This is a genomic window from Paenibacillus harenae (genome assembly GCF_030812415.1).
In the GTDB taxonomy this organism is placed as follows: domain Bacteria; phylum Bacillota; class Bacilli; order Paenibacillales; family Paenibacillaceae; genus Pristimantibacillus; species Pristimantibacillus harenae_A.
In genome coordinates this window covers 1-24,113 of record NZ_JAUSST010000015.1, presented here as the reverse complement: position 1 = coordinate 24,113, position 24,113 = coordinate 1, and the positions used below count along the sequence as shown (strand labels likewise).

The 24,113-nt window shown below is 49.1% G+C and carries 13 protein-coding genes; 11 read left to right on the top strand and 2 right to left on the bottom strand.

Going from position 1 to position 24,113, the window contains the following annotated elements:
• The first annotated feature begins 1 nt into the window (after position 1).
• From J2T14_RS30540 to J2T14_RS30505, 8 genes are all read left to right on the top strand, one after another.
• The gene (locus tag J2T14_RS30540) at positions 2 to 1,729 is read left to right on the top strand and encodes a cache domain-containing sensor histidine kinase (protein WP_307476973.1); all 1,728 of its coding nucleotides are present in this window, start codon (positions 2 to 4) and stop codon (positions 1,727 to 1,729) included.
• 1 nt (position 1,730) lies between these two features.
• The gene (locus J2T14_RS30535) at positions 1,731 to 3,185 is read left to right on the top strand and encodes a response regulator transcription factor (RefSeq protein WP_307476970.1); all 1,455 of its coding nucleotides are present in this window, start codon (positions 1,731 to 1,733) and stop codon (positions 3,183 to 3,185) included.
• A 115-nt stretch (positions 3,186 to 3,300) separates the two neighbouring features.
• Positions 3,301 to 4,992, top strand: coding sequence for an extracellular solute-binding protein (locus tag J2T14_RS30530; RefSeq protein WP_307476968.1), 1,692 nt, complete (start codon positions 3,301 to 3,303; stop codon positions 4,990 to 4,992).
• A gap of 90 nt (positions 4,993 to 5,082) precedes the next feature.
• Positions 5,083 to 6,063: an ABC transporter permease gene (locus J2T14_RS30525; RefSeq protein ID WP_307476966.1), complete on the top strand. Its 981-nt coding sequence runs from the start codon at positions 5,083 to 5,085 to the stop codon at positions 6,061 to 6,063.
• Between the two features lie 84 nt (positions 6,064 to 6,147).
• A complete protein-coding gene (locus J2T14_RS30520; RefSeq protein ID WP_307210684.1) occupies positions 6,148 to 7,071 on the top strand; it encodes a carbohydrate ABC transporter permease in 924 nt (307 codons plus the stop codon).
• 135 nt (positions 7,072 to 7,206) lie between these two features.
• Positions 7,207 to 9,129: a hypothetical protein gene (locus J2T14_RS30515; RefSeq protein ID WP_307476964.1), complete on the top strand. Its 1,923-nt coding sequence runs from the start codon at positions 7,207 to 7,209 to the stop codon at positions 9,127 to 9,129.
• A gap of 95 nt (positions 9,130 to 9,224) precedes the next feature.
• On the top strand, positions 9,225 to 16,220 hold the full coding sequence (locus J2T14_RS30510; RefSeq protein WP_307476961.1) for a LamG-like jellyroll fold domain-containing protein: 6,996 nt from the start codon (positions 9,225 to 9,227) through the stop codon (positions 16,218 to 16,220).
• A 252-nt stretch (positions 16,221 to 16,472) separates the two neighbouring features.
• Positions 16,473 to 16,658, top strand: a complete 186-nt coding sequence (locus tag J2T14_RS30505) for a hypothetical protein (RefSeq protein ID WP_307476958.1) — start codon at positions 16,473 to 16,475, stop codon at positions 16,656 to 16,658.
• Between the two features lie 83 nt (positions 16,659 to 16,741).
• Here the strand turns inward: J2T14_RS30505 and J2T14_RS30500 are convergent, their stop codons facing one another.
• Positions 16,742 to 16,909 carry a hypothetical protein gene (locus J2T14_RS30500; RefSeq protein ID WP_307476956.1) on the bottom strand — a complete coding sequence of 56 codons (168 nt, stop codon included), beginning with the start codon at positions 16,907 to 16,909 and terminating at the stop codon, positions 16,742 to 16,744.
• Positions 16,906 to 17,697 carry an AraC family transcriptional regulator gene (locus tag J2T14_RS30495; RefSeq protein WP_307476954.1) on the bottom strand — a complete coding sequence of 264 codons (792 nt, stop codon included), beginning with the start codon at positions 17,695 to 17,697 and terminating at the stop codon, positions 16,906 to 16,908. The genes J2T14_RS30500 and J2T14_RS30495 overlap by 4 nt, the downstream gene beginning before the upstream one ends.
• Positions 17,698 to 17,903: 206 nt before the next feature.
• On the opposite strand from J2T14_RS30495, the gene J2T14_RS30490 reads away from it, so the two are divergent.
• The 3 genes from J2T14_RS30490 to J2T14_RS30480 form a co-directional block, all read left to right on the top strand.
• Positions 17,904 to 19,031, top strand: coding sequence for a glycoside hydrolase family 5 protein (locus J2T14_RS30490; protein ID WP_307476952.1), 1,128 nt, complete (start codon positions 17,904 to 17,906; stop codon positions 19,029 to 19,031).
• 368 nt (positions 19,032 to 19,399) lie between these two features.
• Positions 19,400 to 22,501, top strand: coding sequence for a glycoside hydrolase family 2 TIM barrel-domain containing protein (locus J2T14_RS30485; protein ID WP_307476950.1), 3,102 nt, complete (start codon positions 19,400 to 19,402; stop codon positions 22,499 to 22,501).
• A 652-nt stretch (positions 22,502 to 23,153) separates the two neighbouring features.
• The coding region (locus J2T14_RS30480) for a WD40/YVTN/BNR-like repeat-containing protein (protein ID WP_373458240.1) at positions 23,154 to 24,113 on the top strand (960 nt) is incomplete at its 3' end.

The following is a 24,113-nucleotide window of genomic DNA, read 5'->3' as shown; positions in this document are numbered from 1 at the left end:
CATGATGGGACACTTTCGTAACCTCAGCCTTACCAGGCAAATCCTTTATTTGATTTTGATGATGCTGATCATCCTCCTGATCTCATTCGTCATCTCGAACTCGATTGCCAAACGTATTGTCGAGAGCAAGGTAACGGACTCTGCCGCAAAATTATTGAATCAAGTTGAAGAAAATATGGAGAGCTTTTATGCGGACATGGAGAGAATTTCGGTTTCGATGCTGTATAGTCCGACGGTGCAAACTTACTTGGACTCGGATGACTATTTGTCCAGGATTCTCATGAACCACGAGGTCATATCGGTGTTCTCCAATACCACCACATTGAAAGAGAATATTCGGGGCATCCAGCTTTACAACCGGGCAGGGACGATTGTAGCCAGCCTAGGTCTGGGAACAGGCGAATCCGTCAAACTGCCGGATCCAAAGATCGAATATTCCGGTTTATTGAAGGATCCGGATACGGGGGAAATAATCCCGTACTATTCGATTTCCGTTCCGATTTATAATTTGAAAAACACACCTGCCAGAGATTACAAGGGAACAAGCGTATTTGTCATGGACGTCGGCAATTTCCGCAATATATTGAAGAACGCGAAAATGACACCACATTCCCGGCTATTCCTCCTTGATCAAAACAAAGAGATTATGGCCAGCGAAGGAAATACGCCCAACATCGATACGTTTCAATTTGAGGAGTTGAAGAACGACAACCGATATATCATGCAGACGAGTACGCTGTACCGGACCGGGTGGGAGTTGATCAGCGTCATACCGAAGAACGAGCTGCTGCAGGAATTGAATATCGTGCAAAGGCTGAACATAACGACTTATGCGGTCATGTTTTGTTTGCTCGGTCTCTTCCTGATCATTTTTTTCACCCGTATCTTACGACCGATAAAAGCGCTGATGGATTTTATGAAGTCCTATCCTAAGACGGGGGGAGAAAGCCGCTTTCCAGTGGTCTATCATAACGAAATCGGCGTACTCGCTACCAACCTGAATAAAATGCTGGACGAGATCGACAGCTTAAGCAAGCAAAAGTACGAAATCGAAATTTTGAAAAATCAGATGGAAATTTCGGCCTTCCGCAATCAGATTAACCCCCATTTCTTGTACAATACGTTGGAATGTATAAGCGCTATGGCCATCCTTTACAAGGCTCAGGATATAGACGATATCTCCGCCTCCTTATCCAATATGTTCAGGTATTCGGTCAAAGGAGGCGATTTCAGCACGATTCAGGATGAAATAACACACATAAAGGAATACGCGAAAATCATCGAATACCGCTTCATGGGGAAAATCCGGGTCGTCGTCGATGCGGATGAACGTTTGTTGAAGCAGAAAACAATTAAAATGCTTCTTCAGCCGATGGTGGAAAATGCCGTGTTTCACGGATTGGAGATGAAGATCGACAGCGGCGTCGTTCGAGTGGAAGTGAAGATGACGGAGCAGAACCAGGTTCAATACATCGTACAGGATAACGGATACGGGATGGAAGAAACCCAATTGAAAGAGTTGGTCGCCCGGCTTAGGCAGTTTGAAAGCCAAGGCTGGATGGCAAGGGAAGCAATGAAAGGAATCGGTTTATCCAATATTAACCGGAGAATCAAGCTTTTATACGGAGACAAGGCCGGCATGTCCTTCTATAGCAAACGCGGAACCGGAACTACCGTTATAATTACTTTCCCCTTACAAGACCATGCGGAACCATTGGAGGTTGAATAACATGTTTACGGTATTGATCGCAGACGATGAACCCTGGGTTGTGTATAGGATAAGAGAAATGATCGAGTGGGAAAGGCTCGGCTTTATCGTTATCGGAGAGGCGCACAACGGACTGTCGGCTCTGGAGATCATTCTGGAGAAGAAGCCGGATGTCGTCATTTCGGATATCCGCATGCCCGGTTTGAACGGGATTGAGCTTCTGGAGCAAATCCGTTTCCACGATTTGAGGAGCAACGTGATCCTGATCAGCGGGTATTCGGAGTTTGAGTATGCCCAGAAAGCGCTGCGGTTCGGAGCCTTCGATTACTTGCTCAAGCAGGTAAATAAGGACAAGCTGACGGACGCTTTGGAACGGTTGAAAGCGACGCTCGAGGAGAAGCAAAAAGTGCAAAAAGGACTGGAACTGCTGCTGGATGATCTTTTCGAAATATTCGAGTTCGATGAGAATATTAAGCTGCATAACTTTTTGTCCAGCCGGGGAATTGATTGCGAATATCCGCACTTCCGGTTCATTGGCTGTCTGTACCAGCATTCATCGTTTCCCGATGCGGGCGAGACGCAGCCGGCGATCTCCGGGATCCGTTATTTGCGGTTTCGTACGGGACAGAATAAAGTTTCCTTCCTGATCAATTATGACGAATTAAAGAATCCGGCCAGTTTACTCGATTTTATTTCAGATCATTTGTCCGACGCCCGGTGTATCGGCATCAGCGGAATCGGGGTCTATTCTACGCCTATAGCCAAGCTCTATCAGGAATCGGATATTGCCCTTTGCAGTTTCTTCACCCGGCCTGAAAGCCGAATCCTCGAATATAAACAAGCTGATCATACCTCTGTCTTGATGGGTACGATCCTGCAAATCGAAGTGGCCGTAAAGGAGCAAAAGCCGGAGCAAGTGAACAGATTGCTGGATGAGCTAAGCATCGAATGCAAGGAGCGGTCCATGCAGATCGACCAATTATGCGCGCTGTACAATCAAATCGTTTTGCTCTCTTACAAATATTACAGCAGTACCGACGCAGATTATGAAATCGAATATATGAACTACGATCAATTGTTTCGCCAGTACCGCTCGGTCGAGGAGTTGTTCGGAAAGCTGAAGGTCGTTTTCCGGCAGCAAACCGGCGATGAGCTGCACATTTCCAATGAGATAGTAAAGAAAATCATCGAATATATCGATGCCAACTTTACGGAAGATATTATGCTCATTGATTTGTCAAAGAAGTTCAATATCACCGTCGGATATGTGAGCGCTCTTATGAAGAAGGAAACGGGAAAAACGTATATGGAGTACGTGATGAACAAAAGGCTGAATCTGGCTAAAGAATTGCTGCAGGATACTTCGTTATCCATTCAAGAGATCGTGGAGCGGGTAGGGTACCGGGATTATTTTCATTTCAACAAAATTTTCAAAAAGTATTTCGGAATAACACCGGGTAAATTCCGTAAATTGTAGCCTTGTCCAAAACTATCGAAAAGCACAAAAAGAGTAAAGTGGAAACATAGGCTGTCTGTACGTATGCCGTTATGCTAAAGAAGCAGTAAACAATATATGCAGGGGGATGATTAATATGAAAATGAAAGGGTTTATAATTCTGGCGTTGGCCGCAACGATTGCGTTGTCAGGCTGCAGCGCCAACAAATCGGGAAGCGGCAGCGAGCCGACGAATTCGACGAATTCCGGATCGTCTGCTACGCCGGACGCGTCTGCGGCACCGGTTGATTTGAATTGGTTCGCTACAGTAGGAGGTTGGAACCCGCCTCAATGGAACACTGACGAAGGTACCGTTATGGGCGAATTGACGAAAAAGACAGGGCTTACCTTCAGCTATAACATTCCGGCGCAAGACGGCGATACGAAATTGAATCTGATGATGGTTTCAACGTCTGACGCTTTCCCGGATGTCATCACTACCATAGGCCCGGATATGGGCAAGAAGCTGGTTGATGCCGGCAAGGTTTGGGAGCTGGAAGAATTTCTCAAGAAATACGATCCGGAATCCCATTTGCTCAAAGATTTTCCAGCAGATGTGAAGGAGCAAATGGTCAAGCATTATGGCGGCTGGTACGCGATTGGAAGTCACATGGTCAGCGATGACGCGAGAGAGGTATATCCTCCGTCAAGCGACTACTTTGCAGATGTAGCGAAGTATTCTGAAAACAAAGGCGTAATTGTCAACTCGAATCTATTGAAAGAGGCGGGCATTGAGCTTTCCTCACTGAAAACCGAGGAAGGCGTGCTCGCCGCTCTCGAGAAGGTAAAGGGCATGCAGGTTGACGGCCAGCCAGTTATTCCGCTTCAAATTCATGGTAAAAACTACCATGGCGAAACGCTCCAATTCCTTCAAAGATCTTTTGGCGCCATGCCGATTGATAAGGACGGTAAATTTAGACATATCTACATGTCTCCGGAAAACAAGCATGCCATTCAATTCCTGTTTAAGGCTGCCCAAGGCGGGTACTTTGATCCCGGCCAGATGACAACGGATGATGTGGCAATCGAATCGAACCTGTTGTCCAAGCGTGTGTTCATGTTTATCGGAGGTACGCCCAGAGGCAAATTTGATCAGCTTGATTTCTGGGTATCGCCAGGCACGATCTTGTCGAGCGAAGGCACAAAACCGGTTTTCCCGTTCTGGTCTGAACCGGGCCGCGGCTGGATGCAAACGATGATTTCCAAGTCGACGAAAGAACCGGAAAAATTGGCTAAATGGCTCAGCTTTATGACCAGTCCCGAAGGGATGACTCTCTCTTCCTTCGGCATCGAAGGCGTTCATTACACGAAAGACGACAAAGGTCTCATTACAAGAACGGAAAAAGGAATCCAGGATCTAACAGACAGCAGCAAAACGGCAGTGGATATATTCTGGCAATTTACCAACATGGCATTCCTTGAAAACGTGCAGCCTGCTCCTACCAAGAGGGAAGGCACCGGCGGTTTGATTGAAATGGAGGCGAAGACCGCTTACGCCAGATCGCCGGAAGTCGTTAGATATGATCTTTCCGTAACGACATTGCCTGGCGATTTCTATGCACCGGGAAGCGAAAATGCAAACACAAGAGATCAAATCCAGCAATTTTATGAAGCTCAGGTTGCCAAGATGGTACTCGCGAAGGATGAGGCAGAATTCAACAAGCTTTATGACGAGTTTATCGCCACGATGAAGAAATTGAAGATCGACGAGCTTAATGCGGAGCTGGACGCAGAACTCCAGAAGAAGTCGCAGGAAATGGGCGTAATGGTTAAAGGCATTAATTCTTAACCGTATGATTTGAGTGATAAATAGTGCCAAAGTGCATGTGCATTCCTTGCTGCACTTTGGCATTATCATTGTTTTTCAAGGGAGGGACGAATGATGGCAAAAGGCGCCACCCAGGGAGGCATCCCGACAGCAAATATCAAAAGAAAAAAAACGTTCAGGCTCGGGCACGATCTTCGAACCCAGTTGGAGCTCATGACGATGCTTTGGCCAGCAATTATTATGATAGTCATATTCGACTTTATCCCGATGTCCGGGCTGTTGATGGCATTCAAGGCTTACGATCCCATCTCTGGGTTTAAAGGGATCTTTACGAGTCAATGGAACCATTTCGAGAACTTTATGATGATTTTCCGGCACTTTGAGTTTTGGCCCATGGTGAGAAATACGCTAGGCATTAATCTCCTTGGGTCGCTGGTCGGGATCCCGGTAACCCTGATCTTCGCGCTATTGTTAAACGAGATCCAGAATGCCAAGTTTAAATCGTTTGTACAGACCGTCACGTACCTGCCGCATTTTCTTTCATGGGTTATCTTTGGCGGGTTGTTCATCACGCTGCTCAATCCGGATGGCGGCATCGTAAATTTTTTACTCCTGAAACTGGGCCTGATCGATGAGGCTATTCTGTTTCTGGGCGAGCCAAAATATTTCTGGGGCATCGCCATCGGAACCAATTTATTGAAAGAAATAGGCTGGGGCGCCATCTTGTATTTGGCCGCCATGGCAGGCATCGACCAGTCTTTATATGAGGCTGCCGCTATCGACGGTGCGAGCCGTTTGAAACGAATGCTGCACATCACGCTGCCCGGCATTTTGCCTACGGTTATGATTCTGGTCATATTCGCAATAAGCGGCATGCTGAACAATAATTTTTCGCAGATTTACGTCCTGCAAAACTCTTTGAACTTGCCGACCAGTCAAGTTATTGATACTTACGTGTATCGAACGGGTCTTGGGCAGTTCCAGTTCGCTTCGGCTACGGCGATCGGTTTAATGAAATCGGTGTTTGCGCTTGCGCTGCTGCTTGGAGCCAACTATCTATCCAAGAAGCTTACAAAATCAGGTTTGTTTTAAGCGTATGCTTCCGAAGCGAGTTTTTCGCTTGCAGAGAAGATGATTTAGGGAAGCAGCGAGAATAACTTTTAGGAGGCGTCCGGAATGGTCGGAGGCAGGAGCTGGAGAGAACGTATATTTAATGTGACGAATGTCGTCATCATGATCGCTATCATGATCGTGACGATATATCCGTTTTGGTTTTCTGTCGTCAATTCTTTGAATACAGGCGACAATCTTGTGCGCGGACCTATATTTGCTTGGCCAAGGGAATTTACATGGGCGAGCTGGGCGACGGTTATGTCGGACCCGGGGATGCTTAAGGCTGCATGGGTTAGCGGTTCGCGGACGGTGATTGTAACGGTTATCTCTATTCTGTATACGGCGATGTTTACTTACGCCTTTTCCCGTACTTATTTAAAGGGAAAAAAATGGTATGTGATCATAGGCTTTACGAGCATGTACTTTAGCGGCGGGCTGATTCCTTCGTTTATGCTGTTGAATTGGCTCGGTTTGTATGATACCTACTGGGTATACATCATCCCTGCCCTTTTTGGCGGATTTTGGAACGTCATTATTTTCAATGCGAATTTCAAGGCGATTCCCGAAGCTCTGTTCGAATCGGCCAAAATGGATGGAGCGAATGAGTATACGATATTCTTCCGAATTGTTATCCCGTTATCGAAGCCGGTTTTGGCTGCACTTTCGGTGTTTACCGCAGTCGGCGTATGGAACGATTACGGAGCGACGCTGTATTTCACCCAATCCGCCGATTTGCAGACGCTGCAATATTTGATCTTAAAGCTCATTCAGTCTTCGAATGCGATTGAACAGATGGCTACTGTCGCGGGCGCCAACAATGCCGCTGTCGAAGCACTCTACTCCAGAGCTCAAGGTGCGGGAACCGTTACAGCCCGAACCCTTCAGCTGGCGGCGATGGTTATCTCGTCGATTCCGATGGTAATTATGTACCCATTTGCGCAGAAGTTTTTTATAAAAGGCGTGCTGCTCGGTTCTATAAAAGAGTAGTTATGCGACCTTTTCTATTATTTAATCGTTGTTGACAACAGCCTTTCAGGCATAGGTATGCGCATATAACATGGGCTCTATCAAAAATCCGCGGCGTTTTCAAATCAGCTTTTGCAATATTATAAGAAAATGGTGATGACGGTGGAGATCAACTGGAAACAACGTGAAAATGACAACGGCTATAGGTTCCACTTGGGCGATAGGACCATCGGCGATGTTTTGCCGTTCGTAGACGAACGCTTCGCAGTATCCGATACATTCAAACTGCTAAGGGAAGGACTGGTACAATGGACGCGGAAGTTCACTTATCAAGGCGAGTCGCCTGCTTCGTACAAGCTATCGATGGATTTCGCCGCCGACTACGAGCCTGAGTATTATATGATTCCTTCCGTCACCTACAACGGGAACGGTTGGGGCAGCGGCCTGGAGCCGAAAGGGCTGGAGCGAGACGGACAGCCTTGGGTATTTGCGTGGCATCGGACGGCGGTGGCCGGCGCAACGTACTCCGAGGGAGGCGGTGTTGCCGTGGCCTTGTTCGGCGAGCCTCCCCGCGATATGCAAGGCTTCTCCTGCTCGCTCGTGCCGGCTGGAGGACGAGTCATCCATCGGCTGATCTGGCCGGAGGCAGAGACACCGGCGACCTACGATGACCGAGACCGTTACGGCGAGGCATACGAAGCGGAGAGGAACTTTGTGCCGGGCGAGACGTTTACGGCCCGTGCTTATCTGGCGCTTCATGCTTACACAGAGCAGCGCACGGCGTGGAGAACGATGCTCGAAGAGGCTTGGCGTATGCAAAAGCGCCCGGTTCGGGCATGGTACGATCCGGAACGAATCTGGGCGCTAGGCATGGCGTATGCCAAGAATAGCCTATGGGCCGAAGACGGGGATTTTCGGGGATTCTCGCTCGGCAGAAAATGGGACGGAGAGAAGTGGCGACAAGCACGCAATTACGCAATCGGCTGGTGCGGGCAGAACGCCTCGCTGGGCAATTCGATGCTTGCCGATTATTTGAATTCCGGCAATGAGGATTCGCTTCGCAGAGGCCTCGCCGTGCTGGACGGCTGGACAGCCGGCGGAAGGCTGCCGAACGGGATGATTCATTGCGAGTACGACTACGTCCTGCAATTCAAGCCGGCAGAGCGGGAAGTGCAGGACGCCTGCAACCTCGGCACGGCAGCGCTGAACCTGTTCGAGGCGGAACAATTGGCCCGGAGATGCGGAGTGGAGCGGCCGATCTATCGCGAAACCGCGCTCGGCATTTGTGATTTCGTCTTATCCGTGCAATCGACGGAAGGACGGATCGGGAAATCGTGGAAGAATGACGGGACTCCGCGTGATCCGGAGGGCACGGTCGGCTGCTTCCTTGTCACGCCTCTGGTCAAGGCATACGAGCTTACAGGCAATGAAGCCTATCTTCATGGGGCGGAGCTTGGCTACCGCTATTATATGAGGGAGCTGCAGGGCAACGGCTACACGACAGCGGGGGCGCTGGATACCTATTGCGTAGACAAGGAGTCGGCCATTCCTTTGCTTAAGGCGGGACTTGCGCTGTTCCGAGTCACCGGCAAGAGGACGTTCCTCGAATGTGCGGAGCATGCCTCCTGGTATCTGGCAACCTGGCAGTGGCATCATACGGTTGCATATGACGCAGGGACCGCACTGGGAGACATCGGGTACGATACGTTCGGCGGAACGGCGGTATCCACTCAGCACCATCATATTGATCCATTCGCGCTAGCTTTTATCGAGGATTGGCTTGAACTGGCTGCACTCACCGGTGACATGATGTGGCGCGAAAGAGCCATTGCCGCATGGGCGAATGCGACGATCGGCATTTCGGACGGCAGCCTCATAATCAATGGCAAACTGCGTCCGGAGGGCAGCCAAAGCGAAGGCTTCTTTCACACCCGTTGGGCGAATCCGTTTGGCCTATCGGAATGGCTGGTTGCGTGGCCGACAGCCTTCAGGCTTGAAGTGTTGCGCCGGGTGGGCATGGAGGCGGTAGTAGAATTCGAACTAAACCTAACATCTAGCGGAGACGACGAGAGTAGATGATCTTGCAAGGGACTTAAGGGGGTGAGGCAAGACAAGAGTATACGAAGCAAGATTGGGAAAAAAAGAACCACTCAAAAAAGGAGGAGAAATGTCTAATGAAAGGTTACATACGGGACGTATTCAAACGAGTAAAGAAAACGAAACGACAAGCCGGAAGGGTCTTGATTATTCTCTTGATCGCCGCGTTGATTTTCCCGGGGTTCGTACCCGTGCCAGGTAAGGCGGTGAATGCGGAAGAAGGGCCGACAACTGACGGTTATGAGGATAATATCATATTTGGCAATATCGATTCTGAAAGCGCTCACAACTTCAAGGACGCCTTTACGAGCGTGATTACCGGTTTCATGGGCGAAACAGCCCGTGTGTCGAATATACCCGTAGCTGATGGGGGCGGGGGGGAGTTGACTTTTACAATGAAAGTCGATCCGTATCTCCGCAACTATTTCACCGTGAAATTTTCGGGGGAAGAATCGTCCACCTCCAACGAAATGATTCATATTAACGGGGAGCAGATTGGATATACCACTAACGGGGATTATGAGCCCATTAACACGGGCTGGATGCTTCCGAACCGCTTTTTTTACAAAACGATCATGCTTCCGCTGGAATCAACGGTTGGGAAGGATACGATCGAGATCACGATTAAATCCCATCCCTGGAACAGTATGACGACTGTTTCAAGGGGCTATTATAGTGCCTATACCCATACACAGGCCTATATTCATGCGGATGGGGAAAAGCAGGGCTATAAATTCAAGCCCGACCAGAATCCGGATAACATGCTGGCGCCGGATCTGACGGATGCGGAGAAACAGGCTCTGATCAACGGGTACCTGCAAGAGCAGGTTAATCTGTTTAACAATTTATCGGCCAAAGTGGATGGAAGCGCTGGCGGCAAGATGGTGATCGCCAAATATACGGAAGAGCTAAAATTCTACGCCAACGTGTTGAAGTACGATTGGTCTCCGGCCAAAACGCCGGAAGAGAAAAAGGCGGCGCTTCAGCGTATCTTTAAAACGATCGATAACCATGTCAAAGATTATTACGGCAATACGCGACTGGTGCTGCGGGGCGGACATCAGGGCGACTGGGGCGGTTACTATATGGCTCTTGGCGAAGCGCTGTACATCGTCGAAAATCTGATCAAAGACGATTCCGTTTATGGAGAAGCGGCGTTTCATACGTTTCTGGATGAACCGTTCGCGACCGGAACAACCGAAGGGGAATTTTCTCTGGCGGGCGCAGACTGGGACGGCGGCGAGCTGACGCGCCGCGAAGCGTGGGAAAGGGTGATGAAAGCGAACTTCGACTTTGCCCGAGCGCGGCTTTCATATATATATAACCAGGTAGTTTATACTTACGAAGGTGCGTGGAAATCTCACGAGGGGCTTCGCATCATCGGCTCGCCTTTCTTTGAAGGCAAAGAGCGCAGTCACCGAATCCTGCTTGAAACTTTGGGGATCAAGCCATTCCTGGGCGAAGAGGTGCTGGTCGGTCCGAACGGCGAAGAATTGGATTTGTACCATTCCCTGTTTCTACACGATGGAAACGCGGTCTTTACGGACGATTTCGTCCACATTGTCGGCAAAGGGCTGGCTAAGAGCAAGTTGGACGCGGAAGGCAACGTTGTTAGAAGACTGCCTTACGGCAAGCATTATACCGGCTTAACCGAGGCTGGACTTACAAGGGAAAACGGTTATGTAGCCAACTACGGCGAGGCCGCCAACTATCTTTTGGTTTATTTCTATAAAACGCTCGGCCACGCCGGCGACGAAGAGGTTAACGACGAAATCCTGAAAGCAGCGCTTACATCCATCCACGCCCGCGGATTTGTCCGTTATCAGTCATTGGATGGCGACGGTAAAAGATTGATGAGAGCGGAACAAGTGACCGATGAGCGAAATCAAAGCTTTTCCGGCTTCATGGCATACGGTGCGAGAACCGGCAGAGGAATGAGCTTACAGTTCGCATCCCTAGAAATGGCGATGGCCGGGAACGAGCAAAGATACAGCGGTCCGGAGTGGGACAAGTACTGGCAATATGCGGGAGAAGCGGTCGGTTTCGTGCAGCAGCAGCTTGCGGATCGCCAGCTGTTGCATGTGAAAGACTTCGGATATAGAGGAAGCATGAGCGGAGTGAATTTTCTGCTTGAAGAAACCTACCATTACATCACGGGAGGCCGGGCCAATTACGGCCGATTCGGCGGTAATGCTATGGCTGGGGTTGTTCTTCCGCACACGGATTTCGACGTTTATAAGCCGGAAGAAATTGCCGCGCTCGGAGTCAATCCGGACGACTACGAGCAGTTGGCATGGGCGGATATCGACAATATGTACGTGTCGGTAAGAGACGGCGATTTCAGAATGTTCGGCGAGCTGAATTTCCGCAATCGCGGTATGGCAAGCAATGGTCGCCTCCATGTGATCAAAGACAATTACGATCATGTCGTCCAGATCGCCGCGAATAACCGATTCCGGTATGAAGATTACTACTTGCGGGCACCCCAGATCGACTGGGATTATCATTCCGGATCGGCACAAAATTTGAATTGGTCCGGTGCGCCGCCGGTGCTGGCAGGCGAAGCTGTGCCAGCTTCTTATCAGCCGGGCGTAGGAACGATTAACCGAGACAACTTTGAATTTGATAATCCTTACAACAATTATCCGGAATTGTCAACGTCAAGGTACGGCAAGTATTTCATGATTTTCAACACGACCCGCGACGAGTACGGCAACAAGATGACATACGAGGTAGAACTGCCGGCCGACTTCGCGGGCAGCGAGGTGCTCGATCTTGTCACGGGGACGAATGTGCCGGTCGTGAACGGCAAAGTGACCGTCCAGCCCAAAACGGCAATGGTGCTGAAATTGACGTCGGATTTCGAACTCGCTCCGAAGCCGTTCCATGTTGACTTTGTCCATGCGCTTGCAGGCAACGGTTATGTCGGCATCTCCTGGAAAACGACTTCAGGCGGGCAATCCTACACGATTAAACGTTCGGAAGCGGAAGATGGCCCTTACGAGACCATCGCAACAGGCGTAACCGGAAATTACTACAAAGATACTACGGTTCAAAACGGTAACGTATATTACTATAAAGTTTCGGCCGTCAACGAGAACGGAGCGGGCTGGGATTCCTGGCGCGCGAAGGTGGATGTGTCGGCGCCGGTATCTGACATTACCGATGCGGCGTGGCGGGACGACCGGATCGGGACCGCGGCAGGAAATGCTGTAATCGACGGCTCTTCGATATCGATCGATGCTGTAGACGGGACAGGCTTCGGCCAAGGCGATGATTCCCACATTTACAAGCGAGATATTAACGATTCGCTGCATTTTGTAAGCCGGGTCGCTTCCGGCAACAGCTCTGTCAGTGCGAAGATCGACAGTGCTTCAGGAGAAGCGAGCGGCATTATGATGCGCGACCGGCTCACGGAGGACAAAGCCCGCTACATCTATTTCGGTGCGAACGAGAACGGCGACCTTGTGCTGCAAAACCGCACGAGGGTCTCGCTCGCACAATTTTCGATTCCGATCGCAAGCCCGCTGAATGCGAATATTCAAGGCTACACCGTAGCAGAGTATCCGTACGTCAAACTGATGCGGGATCATGATTCGCAGACCGTGTACGCATTCGTATCCAAAGATGGGGCGAATTGGACATATGTGACGAAGATGTCTACCTTGCTGCCTTATGCGTACTATACCGGAGTAACCGCAAGCGATCAGGCGCAATTCAGCAAAGTCACGATTACGGAAACGCCGCAAGGCATTGTCACTCCTTTCACCGCCAGAGTGAAGGATCAGGTAACGCTGCGCTGGAATAAACCGAAGCAAGCTTCTTGGTTCAACATATACCGCACCAATGATGAAGAGGCGAGCTTGACCGATCCGGTATTCAAGGCAGGCACGACCGAGCTGGAAGACGGCTCCCCTTGGGAGGAGGTTCTCTCGGGTACAAGAGCGACGTCATTCCAGGACGTCTTACGGTTTGGCAGTGTGCATTATAAGGTGATGGCCGTTCACGGCGACGGCTCCTTGCAACCGTTCTCGGCCGCCGCAAGCGCTTATGCGGATTCGATTGCCATTGTGTTAAAGGATGCGGAGAGCTTGCCGGCTTCCGACTATACGAAGGACAGCTTCTACCTGTTCCATAAGGTATTGGATCGAATCAAAGCGGAGCTGGCAGGCCCGGAATTTGATGAGGCGCAGCTGATTGACGAAATCCACGATGCGAAGAAGCTGCTCGTTTCCGTTCGGACGTTGCTGACGAAAATTCAGATCGATCCATCGATGGCAAGAGCCTCTGAGAAGTTCTGGCAGAATGATAAAATCTCCGAGGAACAGAACGCATGGTATTTATTTGATGAAAATCCCGACACGATCGCCCATACCAGGTCATCCGTGAGCTGGGTTGACGTGGACTTTGGCGCAGGAAACGAAAAAGTGGTGGATACGTTCCGCTACCTTCCGAGGAGGAATGCTACAAGCCGTGCCAACAACACCGTCTTCAAGGGTTCGAATGACGGTGTGAACTGGACGGATCTGCACCGCATTGCAGAGGTGGGTGAATACAAATGGTATTCCGCCATCAATCCGGACAGGACGCCATACCGTTATATTCGCATTTACGATGACCATAACGGCTTCGTGAACTTTGAAGAAATCGAGTTCCATGAAATCGGCATTGACAAGACGCTGCTGGCGCACTTGCTGGATGAAGCGGCTGCAGCGAATGAGGCCGGCATCTATACGGCTGAAGGCTTGCAAGCTGTTGCGTTGGACGCGGCCGATGCAGCAACTGTGCTGGACAATGCAGATGCAACCCAGGAGGAGATAGACGCTGCGGTGAGCCGTCTGCTCGCTGCACTGGATGCACTGGTATACATCGAAGGCATGCCGGTGCTGGAATCGCTGAGAGACCGGACCTTCATTGCGGAGAAAATGCTGAGATTTAAAGTTGAAGCGGTAAATACGGACGCCGCTGTTGCATACGGGATTATTGATTTGCCTCAAGGTGCGTCATTCGATGCGGCGACCGGGATCTTTGAATGGATGCCAGGCAGAGAACAGGGCGGCGTGCACGCGGTCACGTTTACTGCGGCAGCAGGTGATTTGTCTTCGTCGAAGACGATCCGGATTACCGTGAAAGGCCAGCCGGTATTCGAGCAGGTAACAACGGTTGAGTTGACGGCTCAACAGCCATTCCGGTATGAACTGCCGGTTTCCGATCCGGCGGGCGAACCGCTTGTATACAGTGCGGGTGAGTTGCCGCAAGGCGCAGTGTTAAACACAGCGGAAGGCATATTCAACTGGACGCCGAAACAAGCCGATTATGGCAGCTATCCGGTAACCTTTACGGTCGGCAACGGATTGTTTGAGGTCAGCCAAACGATTATCTTTAAAGTTAATCTCAACATCTTGCCTTCGGAAGATTACACAAGAGCAAGCTACTACCTGTATCTTAAGGAAGTGGAGCGGATCCAGGCGGATATCGCGAAACCGGAAGCAGATATCGATCAGCTTTTGGCCGAGCTTAAGCAGGCTGAAGGGCGGCTCGTGCAAGTGCCGTTGTCGCTCTATTCGTTCGAAGGCAACGCGGACAATGCCATCGGATCGACGGGCGGAACCGTTTATGGAACCCTTGAATATCCGGCCGGCAAGATCGGACAGGCTGTCGATCTGAACGGACAACACCATGTGATGCTGCCTGAGACGCATCCGGCTGCCAATTACGACGAGATGACATTTACAACCTGGGTGTACTGGAAGGGCGGTAACCAATGGCAGCGCATCTTTGACTTTGGCAACGACACCAATCAGTTTATGTTCCTCACGCCAAGGTCCGGCAATAATACGCTGCGTTTTGCGATCAAGAACGGCGGCGGCGAACAGATGATTCAAACCTCGCAGCTCGCAAGCAACCAGTGGGTGCATGTGGCGGTGACGCTGGGCGGTGGTACGGCGAAGTTGTATGTTAACGGCGTGGAGAAAGCAAAAGCCGGCAATTTTACGATTAAGCCGAGCGATTTCAAACCGAAGAAAAACTACATCGGCAAGAGCCAATTTAACGATCCGCTGCTGAGCGGCATGATCGACGAGTTCCGCATCTATAATTATGCCTTGAGTGCGGAAGAAATCCAGGGCGTTTACAACAATACGGCGAAATGGATCGACAACAGCTTGCTTACGCTCCTGCTGGACGAAGCGGCCGAAGTTGTTGCCGAGTATTACACAACCGAAAGCTATGAAGCTTTCCAAACGGCGCTCGCGAATGCGGAGTCGGTGGCGGACAATGCCGATGCGGCTCAGGAGGAGATCGATGCGGCCGCGGCGAGCCTGCTTGCAGCGCTCGAAGGGCTGCAGTGGAAGGATATTACCGCTTCACTGGATCCTGCGGCGCTGAACGGCAAGAACGGTTGGTATACGTCGCCGGTTACGTTGACACTCTCTCCTGCGAAAATCGCGGAGTACAGTCTGGATGGCGGAGACACTTGGACCGCCTACAGCGAGCCTGTGGTCTTGGATCAAGAGGGAACGCATCAGGTTCAGTACCGACGTTCCGTGGATACGGGAGAAACGATTTCGCTGGAGGTCAAAATCGACCTTTCGGCACCTATGGTTCAAATCATGGGAGAGGCATCGTACACGATCGATCAAACGGTGACCATAACTTGCAGCGCGACCGATGTTGTCTCGAGCGTATACGGTACGCCTTGCGACCAGCCGCTGCTTCAGGTCAAGGCGTATACACTGGAATCCGGCGAGCATACGGCAACGGTCATAGCGGAGGATATGGCAGGGCATCAGACAACGGTGACGCATACGTTCACGGTGATGGTTACCTTCGTCAGCCTGAAGGCAGTGACGAATGCTTTCATGCAAGAAACGGGCGCCAAAGCATCGGATCCCGTGTCGAAATCGCTGAATCAAAAACTAGACCAGGCGAAAGCTGCCGCCGGCCAAGGAAAAATAGACGCTGCGAAGAGTATGATGTCCGACTATGTCAAACAGGTAACGGACCAAACCGGGAAATATTTCACGCAAGAGCAAGCGGATATTCTGATCCGCTGGGCTCAGATCGTGATCTAGCTCAAACGGAATTTCGCAGGTGGCATCTGGCGAAAGCATGATCAGAGGCCCCGATCTCGATTTTGAGGTTAGGGGCCTCTCTTCATTAAGCTGTAAGAGCTATGTGGGGGGTTATGCTGAAACACAGGCTATGAATGTTCAAAAAAAAGGAGGAAAATGATTTGGACATTTCGCAAATGAGAGCGCTTACTAAGAAGGTTATTTCCAGTATTCTTTGTTTTACTTTAGCTTTAGCCATGACTTTTACAGGTCTTGAGGCATCGAAATAGCGAATGCGGCTGTTCGCAGCTGATTACTTCTTACAAGCCGCAGGCGGTAAGAGCCGATGTAAATGCTCCTTATACGGATGCAAACGGGAACACGGTATCGGCGACGATCCATCATCCGGGCATTGCCATGTCGCTGGCCGATCTGGACAATATGCGCGATCAATGTTAGAGCAGGGGACGAGCCGTGGAATACGGCGTTCAAGGCGTTTGTTTGCTTGAGATCCTTATTATGCAGGCAGAGGTTTCGGCCAGCTAGGTACGCCACATATCGTAAGTGGTCGTTGCCTTATTTAGAAATCTTGCGGTAAGAACCTGCGCCGCCGCGCCGGGCGAGTAATCAATTGCTTGGTGCTGAATCCAAATTGGATTATTGATCAGGATCGGATCAAACCAAAGCCCCGTCGAATTGACGGGGTTCATTTGTTCTGCTTCCTGTATTCTGTCGGTGTAAGCCCGAATTTCGCTTTAAACTGTCTCATAAGATGGAAGGCATTGCTGTATCCGCTTTGCGCAGCAATCGAGTCCAGCGTTAAATCTGTTGTTGCCAGCAGTGCCTTTGCACACTGAAGGCGGCTATTAATAATGTCGGTCATAACATTGACTCCGAACATTTTTTGGTAGGTGTGCTGGAAACTCGACAAGCTCATGGATATTTCATTAGCCAATTCTTTGACAGAGGGGATTGACACAGGGTTGCTGCGAATACGGATACGAACGTTAATCATACCTTCATATTTTGCAGAAGCCTTTACCGAAGGAAAGTGAAGCCCCATATGAAGTTTGCGGCTGAGCTTAATAAAGAAAATATTCAAATAATGCTTGATAGCATCTATACTGTGAGGACCCGCCGTATAAAATTCATAAGTCATTTTCTGTACAATTGACGATATCTCAGAAATATCCCCTAGCCACGTAACCGTGTTATAGGGGATATTAAGTTTGCCGATAAATTCCTTATCATCGTTGTCTACACTGAAATAGAACCAGTCGTCCACGTACTTATCACCATATGTACGATATTGCTGGGGAGCATCGCTGGTATACAGAATAAAGGAATTTTCCTTCGTGATCACTTCTTTACCGTTTTGCATAAAGACGGCAGGCGTTTTGATCAGTAATAGAATCCAACTGCTGCCAATGCCTTTTGGGCGATCGATCGCAAAGGTTTTGTCATGGGAATGATTATATCCGATCACGTGTAATTCCATGAAAACTGCTTCCTTTCATACTATATATTTAGCATATCATCGATTTGCACGTTCCGCTATGACGAGTTGGTGAAAAGCAACAATGACAGGCACTTTGAATTCATATATTTGCAGAAAATGATATCATATCTTGCGCATTTAGCTATCGGACTTAGTAACGACGTATATTATAATTTTTAAAAAATGGATCAAAAAGGGGAGAACAAATGAACAAGAAATTGATCTTAACCATCCTATTAATTACAGCGCTTTCAATGTTAGCAGCTTGTTCCAACGATGAAAAAGGTGCGCCAATGCGTGAGATCACAACAATGGAGCTTGTCAAAGAAATGGGAATCGGCATTAATTTGGGCAACACGTTAGAATCAAGAGGCGACTGGATAAGTGGCAGAAGCGTTATAAGTTATGAAACTGCCTGGGGCAGTCCCATTATTACGGAGGAAATGATTAAAGGTTATGCCAGCGAAGGCTTTGGCGTCCTTCGAATTCCCGTAACGTGGTCCAATATGATGGGCGAGGATTACACGATCAATCCTGACTATATGGCCCGGGTAAAAGAAGTTGTGGATTGGGCGCTGGGTAGCGGTATGTATGTTATTCTGAATATTCACTCGGACAGCTTGTTTGAGAAAATACCGACAGAAACAAAAGAATCCATGTACAAATATACACGCATATGGACGCAGGTTGCGGATTCGTTTAAAAACTATGACGATCATCTGATGCTCGAGTCTTTCAATGAAGAAGGTGTATGGCCTGATTTATGGAATGTCTACGGCAGCGATGATACCAATAAAGAAAAAGCTTATGCGCTGCTGAATGAGATCAATCAGACATTTGTAGATATTGTGCGCGGTTCCGGAGGCAACAATAAACGACGCCACCTGTTGATTGCCGGCTATACAACGGACATCGAGAGGAGCGTTGATAAACTGTATAAGATGCCCACCGACCCCCAAAATCGCTGTGCGGTATCGATCCATTATTACACGCCTCCAACATTCGCCATCATAGATGAGGATGTGGAATGGGGAAAAGCGCGTGCGGAATGGGGAACGGATGAAGACTTCGCCGAGCTAAACAGACTCATGGATCTGGTGAAAACACATTTCATCGACAAAGGCATCCCCGTTATCATGGGGGAGTTTGGTGTAGCTACAAAAAATAAGACACCAGAAATGATAAGGCTCTATCTTACGTCGGTGGCCAAGGCTGCTTCTTCCCGAGGCATTACCCCGGTTTTATGGGATGTTACAGATGTACTTTACAACCGATATACCAATGAAATGAATGATAAGGTGCTGCTTGAGCAGCTTATGGCTCTCAAGCGATAGAAAATTACGAAACCGTCACATGATGTGACGGTTTTGTTTGACCCGACGTCTTATTATGCAAAACTATAGTTCAACCTGTTAGGCTGTTTAACAAGGCGGCGAAATCAAAAACAAAATCGCTCGTAAAACGATTTCAGGTAATGATAGACAGGGTAGCACGGTCGAAATCGTCGCCGATACACCGGTATATGACATCGTTTTCCTTTATATCGTTGCCATTCATATCGTCGCTTCACCTACCAAAATGGATAAATGAATTACCAAACGTAACATTTTCAATGAAATCACATGCCCTATTATTGTAGAGGTATCGATTTCAAGGTACAACCAATTAGAACAATAATTAATAGGGGGATGAGTCGAAACGTATGAAGCCAAACAGAGATTGGGAGAATCCGAGCGTCACGCAACAGAACCGTTATCCCATGCATGAACCGTACGGCGTATACGAAACGGTGGAACAAGCGCTAAGCGGCGATCGCAGAAAGTCCCAATACGTCCAATGCTTAAACGGCTCGTGGAAATTTAAGCTGTTTTCGTCTCCGGATGTTGTAACCGATGAGTTCTATCATCCTGAATATGATGTATCCCGTTGGGACAACATCCCGGTTCCTTCCAACTGGGAGCTGTCCGGATACGGAAAACCTGTATACACCAACTCAGTGTATCCCTTTGCACGGAAATGGCAGGACTCCCATCATGAAATTCAACTGAAGAAAGATGAATTTGTTTTGAATCCGCCTTATGTGCCGGAGGATAACCTCACCGGATGTTATGTCCTCACGTTCGAAATTCCCGAGCATTTTCACGACCGCGATCTATTTATCGATTTTGCCGGCGTGGAATCTTGTTTTAATTTGTGGTTAAACGGAAAGCTTGTCGGTTTTTCGACGGACAGCAAGCTTAACGCATCTTTCGATATTACGGATTTCATCCAAAGAGGACAGAATCATTTAGCCGTACAGGTAATGCGGTTCGGAGCCGGAACTTATCTGGAGGATCAGGACTACTGGCATCTATCGGGGATATACAGAGATGTACTGATTTATGCAAAACCGCGAATGCGCATTCATGATTATAAAATCGAAACGTTATTCTCGGGTCAATACGACAATGCCGAATTAGCCGTGACGGTTTATCCGAATAATCAGGCGAGCTGTTACGGGGAAGCTTATGTGCGCCTGTCTCTTTTTGATCACGATCGTAATTTGGTTACGCAATTTGAAACGGCTAAGTTTGCGGATTACAGATCCTACCTGCAAGAGACTTTTGTGGCGAAGGTCAAACAACCCATTAAGAATCCCGAATTGTGGAGCGATGAAATTCCTTACCTCTATCGATTGGTATTGGAAATGATCGACCCTGACGGAAATGTCGTTGACATCGAGAGCGCGAATGTCGGCTTCCGCGAAGTTAGCATCGATAAAAACGGGATATTGAAAATAAACGGCAAACGGCTTATCATCCGCGGAACCAATCTTCATGCGTTTTGTCCCGAAACGGGGCGCGTGGTGTCGACGGAGTATATGCGCGAGCAGATCAAGATGATGAAGTCGCTAAATATCAATGCGGTTAGGACGAGTCACTATCCGCATGCGGTCGAATGGTACGACCTCTGTGATGAGCTGGGCATTTATGTCGTGGATGAGGCCAATATTGAGACTCATGGCATCGGCGGCCAGTTGAGCGCATCTTCGGAATGGACGCATGCTTATATGGAACGTGCGGCGCGGATGGTATTGAGAGATAAGAATCATCCCTCGATCATTCTGTGGTCCCTGGGAAATGAATCCGGTTACGGAGCGAACCATGCTGCCATGTACGGCTGGATTAAGGAATATGATAAAACGAGATATGTCCAATATGAGTCCTTGCATCCTCCGGCCAATATTTCCGATATCGTGGCGCCCATGTATCCTCAGAAGGATTGGATACTGGACTGCATGGCCAACTGCGAAGACTTGCGGCCGTTTATCATGTGCGAATATGCGTACGCGAAAAGCAACAGCAACGGGAATTTCAAGGAGTTTTGGGACCTCATTCATGCATTCCCGCGCTTTCAGGGCGGTTTTATTTGGGATTTCCAGGATAAAGCGCTTGTCAAGCATGATGAATCCGGGAACAAAAAATACGTTTATGGCGGCGCCTTTCAAGAAGAGATTTTGGATCCCGCGCCCGATATGTGCCTGAATGGCATTGTATTTCCGGACTTAACGCCGAAACCGGCTGCCAACGAGATCAAATATGTTCAGGCTCCCGTCCAAATCGATTGCTTTGACCGGCAGTTTCATGCTTCGGGTAACAAAAGCTATCGTATTTATAATCATTATTTGCATCGAGACTTAAGTCACCTGAACATCGGTTGGGAGCTTGTTTGCGACGGGAAGGTAATCGAGAATGGTACATTGCCCATATTAAACACGCCGGCCGGATCTATGGACAGTGTTCAAGCACCCTACGATTCAACCAAAGTCTCTGGAGAAGCGTTTCTGAATTTTTACGCTTATTTGAACGAGGACACATTTTATGCCAATAAGGGTACCTGTATTTACGCATGCCAGCTCGAGTTGAATGATTCCGTTTATGAAGTGCATACCGGAGATATTGAAAGCGGGAACCTGGTTTATGAAGAAGACGCTGATCGCATTCATATTTATAATGAAAATACGAACGTGGTCTTCTCGAAAGAAACGGCAGAGTTCATTACCGTGAGATATAGTAACCAGGACTACTTTACGGGCGGAGCTAACCATTTCTATCGCCCGCCAACGGGAATAGACGTCGGCGTACAAGGCCAGACAATAAACTATGCGGAGGATTGGAGAAGCCTCGGGCTGGACTCCAATCGGAAAGAGATCAAGCGTATCCGGGTATATGCGGCTGCTGCTTCCGTCATTATTCAGGTACATGCTATGTATAATGGTTGCATTGAAACGCGAACCGACTATGCGATTGGCGGTAAAGGCATTGAAATAGCCAACACTGTCGTAAATAATGCCAATGTCGAAACCTTGCCGAGAATCGGTCTGAGTTTTACCTTCTCAGATGCCTGGAAGAATATTGAATGGTATGGCCGAGGGCCATGGGAAAACTATGCGGACCGTAAAACGGCTGCCTTTGTCGGGATATATGAAAGCTCTGTCCAAGAACAACATGTTCCCTACATTGTGCCGGTTGAATGCGGGGGCAAGGAAGATGTCCGTTATTTAGTCGTGTCCGCGGATGATCGCAAGGTCAAAGTTACAGCGGCGGGCCACTTTCACTTTGATATTCATCACCACAGCATCCAGCAGTATGACAAGGCTGCTTATGAAGACGAGCTTGGCACCTCCGATTCCGTATTCCTTCATGTCGATCACAAACATGCAGGTCTTGGGGGAGACAACGGCTGGACCAAAAATATTCACGATGAATATAAAATCAAAAAGGGCATCTATGTGTACAAGATCGCTTTAGAAATCATTGATTAAACAGCTCGCCAAATTTAGAGGTGTTCCTATGGCTCAAGCGCCGTCTGAAATGCAAATGGCTAAATCATGCTATTGGATGACCTGAAAATCAATGTTCAATCTTATGTTGTGTTTTATAATCCGAATTAGCTTATATAGCAAAGGGATCGACCGGTACTGCCGGCCGAAGCTGGCATTTTCCGTTGTGAAACGATATTTTACAGGGCAGCGACTTTGCGCCACAGAGCCTTACGACACAGCAGAAGCGGCGATTCAGTAGGACTTCGGAGAACGCTTCATTACAAGAAGCTTAGAAAAGGCTAGATAACAATAAGGTACCGGGCCGCTTCCTTACAAGCCCTGGTACCTTTTTCGTCTTCACTGAGATAAATCCAAATTTAACCAGACCAAATCATGCTATACCATGTCCAAAAAATTAAGGTTTACTATTCAACCTGTTGATAATGTAGTTGTGTAAGAAAACATAGTGAGATGTAGAGGAGTGATTATCGAAAATTGAAAACGTTTTCACGAGTTGCTTTGAACAAGGGCAATTGGCATGAGCGCATGAAGAAAACGATTAAAGAAGGAGACTAGCTTGATGAAAACAAGGAAAAAGTCGCGAGGATTTACCAAACAAATCATTTCCTTATGTAAGTCCGCTTCACTTCTGATGACGGCCGCCGCGTTGACGGTTAGCTTGGGCCCTTCGTTGACGACGGTCCCCGACAAGGCGTTCGCAGCGGATTCGATCGGGAGCGAAGCAGCGGCCGTACGGCCAGACATCGTGCCGTTGAAAACGCAAGCCTATGATTGGGGCAGGGTGAAGATCGTCGGCGGCGGATTCATTCCTGGCATTATTTTCAACGAGAAAGAGAAGGATCTCATCTATGCCCGCACGGACATGGGGGGCGCGTATCGCTGGGACCCAGAGAAAAAGACATGGATTCAGCTGCTGGAATGGCTGAGTCTGGATGACTGGAACCTGTCTGGCGTGGAGAGTATGGCTACCGACCCTGTCGATCCGAATCGCCTCTATATTTTGGCCGGCACTTACTCGAACGACTGGGTGTCGACGAACGGTTATATCCTTCGTTCGCAGGACCGCGGACAAACGTTCGAGATGGTAGAATTGCCATTCAAATCTGGCGGCAACATGCCCGGTCGTTCCATGGGCGAACGTCTGGCGATCGATCCGAACGATAACCGGATTATCTATCTGGGAGCCCGCAACGGGAACGGATTGTGGAGGAGCGAGGACTATGGAGCGACATGGAATAAAGTTAGCAGCTTCACTCAAGTCGGTAACGTGAATGATAGCTTCGGCGGCAATGTCGGCCCCGTATGGATCACCTTTGATCCTTCGACGGGCTCTGCAGGCCATGCGACGCAGACAATTTATGTCGGCTTGGCGGATTCGCAGACGAGCATTTATAAGTCGACCGACGGCGGTGCGACCTGGGAGCCGGTAGCGGGCCAGCCGAATCAGGGCTTCCTGCCCCACCACGGAACGCTGGGTACGAACGGTATGCTGTACATAACATACAACTCGTCCATCGGGCCGTACGATGCCGGCACTGGCGCGGTATGGAAGCTGAATACGATGACGGGCGAGTGGACGGACATAACCCCG

Excerpts from the sequence above, each read along its gene's own strand:
- J2T14_RS30540 (WP_307476973.1), top strand. The coding sequence starts at position 2 with ATGATGGGACACTTTCGTAACCTCAGCCTTACCAGGCAAATCCTTTAT.
- J2T14_RS30535 (WP_307476970.1), top strand. The coding sequence starts at position 1,731 with ATGTTTACGGTATTGATCGCAGACGATGAACCCTGGGTTGTGTATAGG.
- J2T14_RS30530 (WP_307476968.1), top strand. The coding sequence starts at position 3,301 with ATGAAAATGAAAGGGTTTATAATTCTGGCGTTGGCCGCAACGATTGCG.
- J2T14_RS30525 (WP_307476966.1), top strand. The coding sequence starts at position 5,083 with ATGATGGCAAAAGGCGCCACCCAGGGAGGCATCCCGACAGCAAATATC.
- J2T14_RS30520 (WP_307210684.1), top strand. The coding sequence starts at position 6,148 with ATGGTCGGAGGCAGGAGCTGGAGAGAACGTATATTTAATGTGACGAAT.
- J2T14_RS30515 (WP_307476964.1), top strand. The coding sequence starts at position 7,207 with ATGACGGTGGAGATCAACTGGAAACAACGTGAAAATGACAACGGCTAT.
- J2T14_RS30510 (WP_307476961.1), top strand. The coding sequence starts at position 9,225 with ATGAAAGGTTACATACGGGACGTATTCAAACGAGTAAAGAAAACGAAA.
- J2T14_RS30500 (WP_307476956.1), bottom strand. The coding sequence starts at position 16,909 with ATGAACCCCGTCAATTCGACGGGGCTTTGGTTTGATCCGATCCTGATC.
- J2T14_RS30495 (WP_307476954.1), bottom strand. The coding sequence starts at position 17,697 with ATGGAATTACACGTGATCGGATATAATCATTCCCATGACAAAACCTTT.
- J2T14_RS30490 (WP_307476952.1), top strand. The coding sequence starts at position 17,904 with ATGAACAAGAAATTGATCTTAACCATCCTATTAATTACAGCGCTTTCA.
- J2T14_RS30485 (WP_307476950.1), top strand. The coding sequence starts at position 19,400 with ATGAAGCCAAACAGAGATTGGGAGAATCCGAGCGTCACGCAACAGAAC.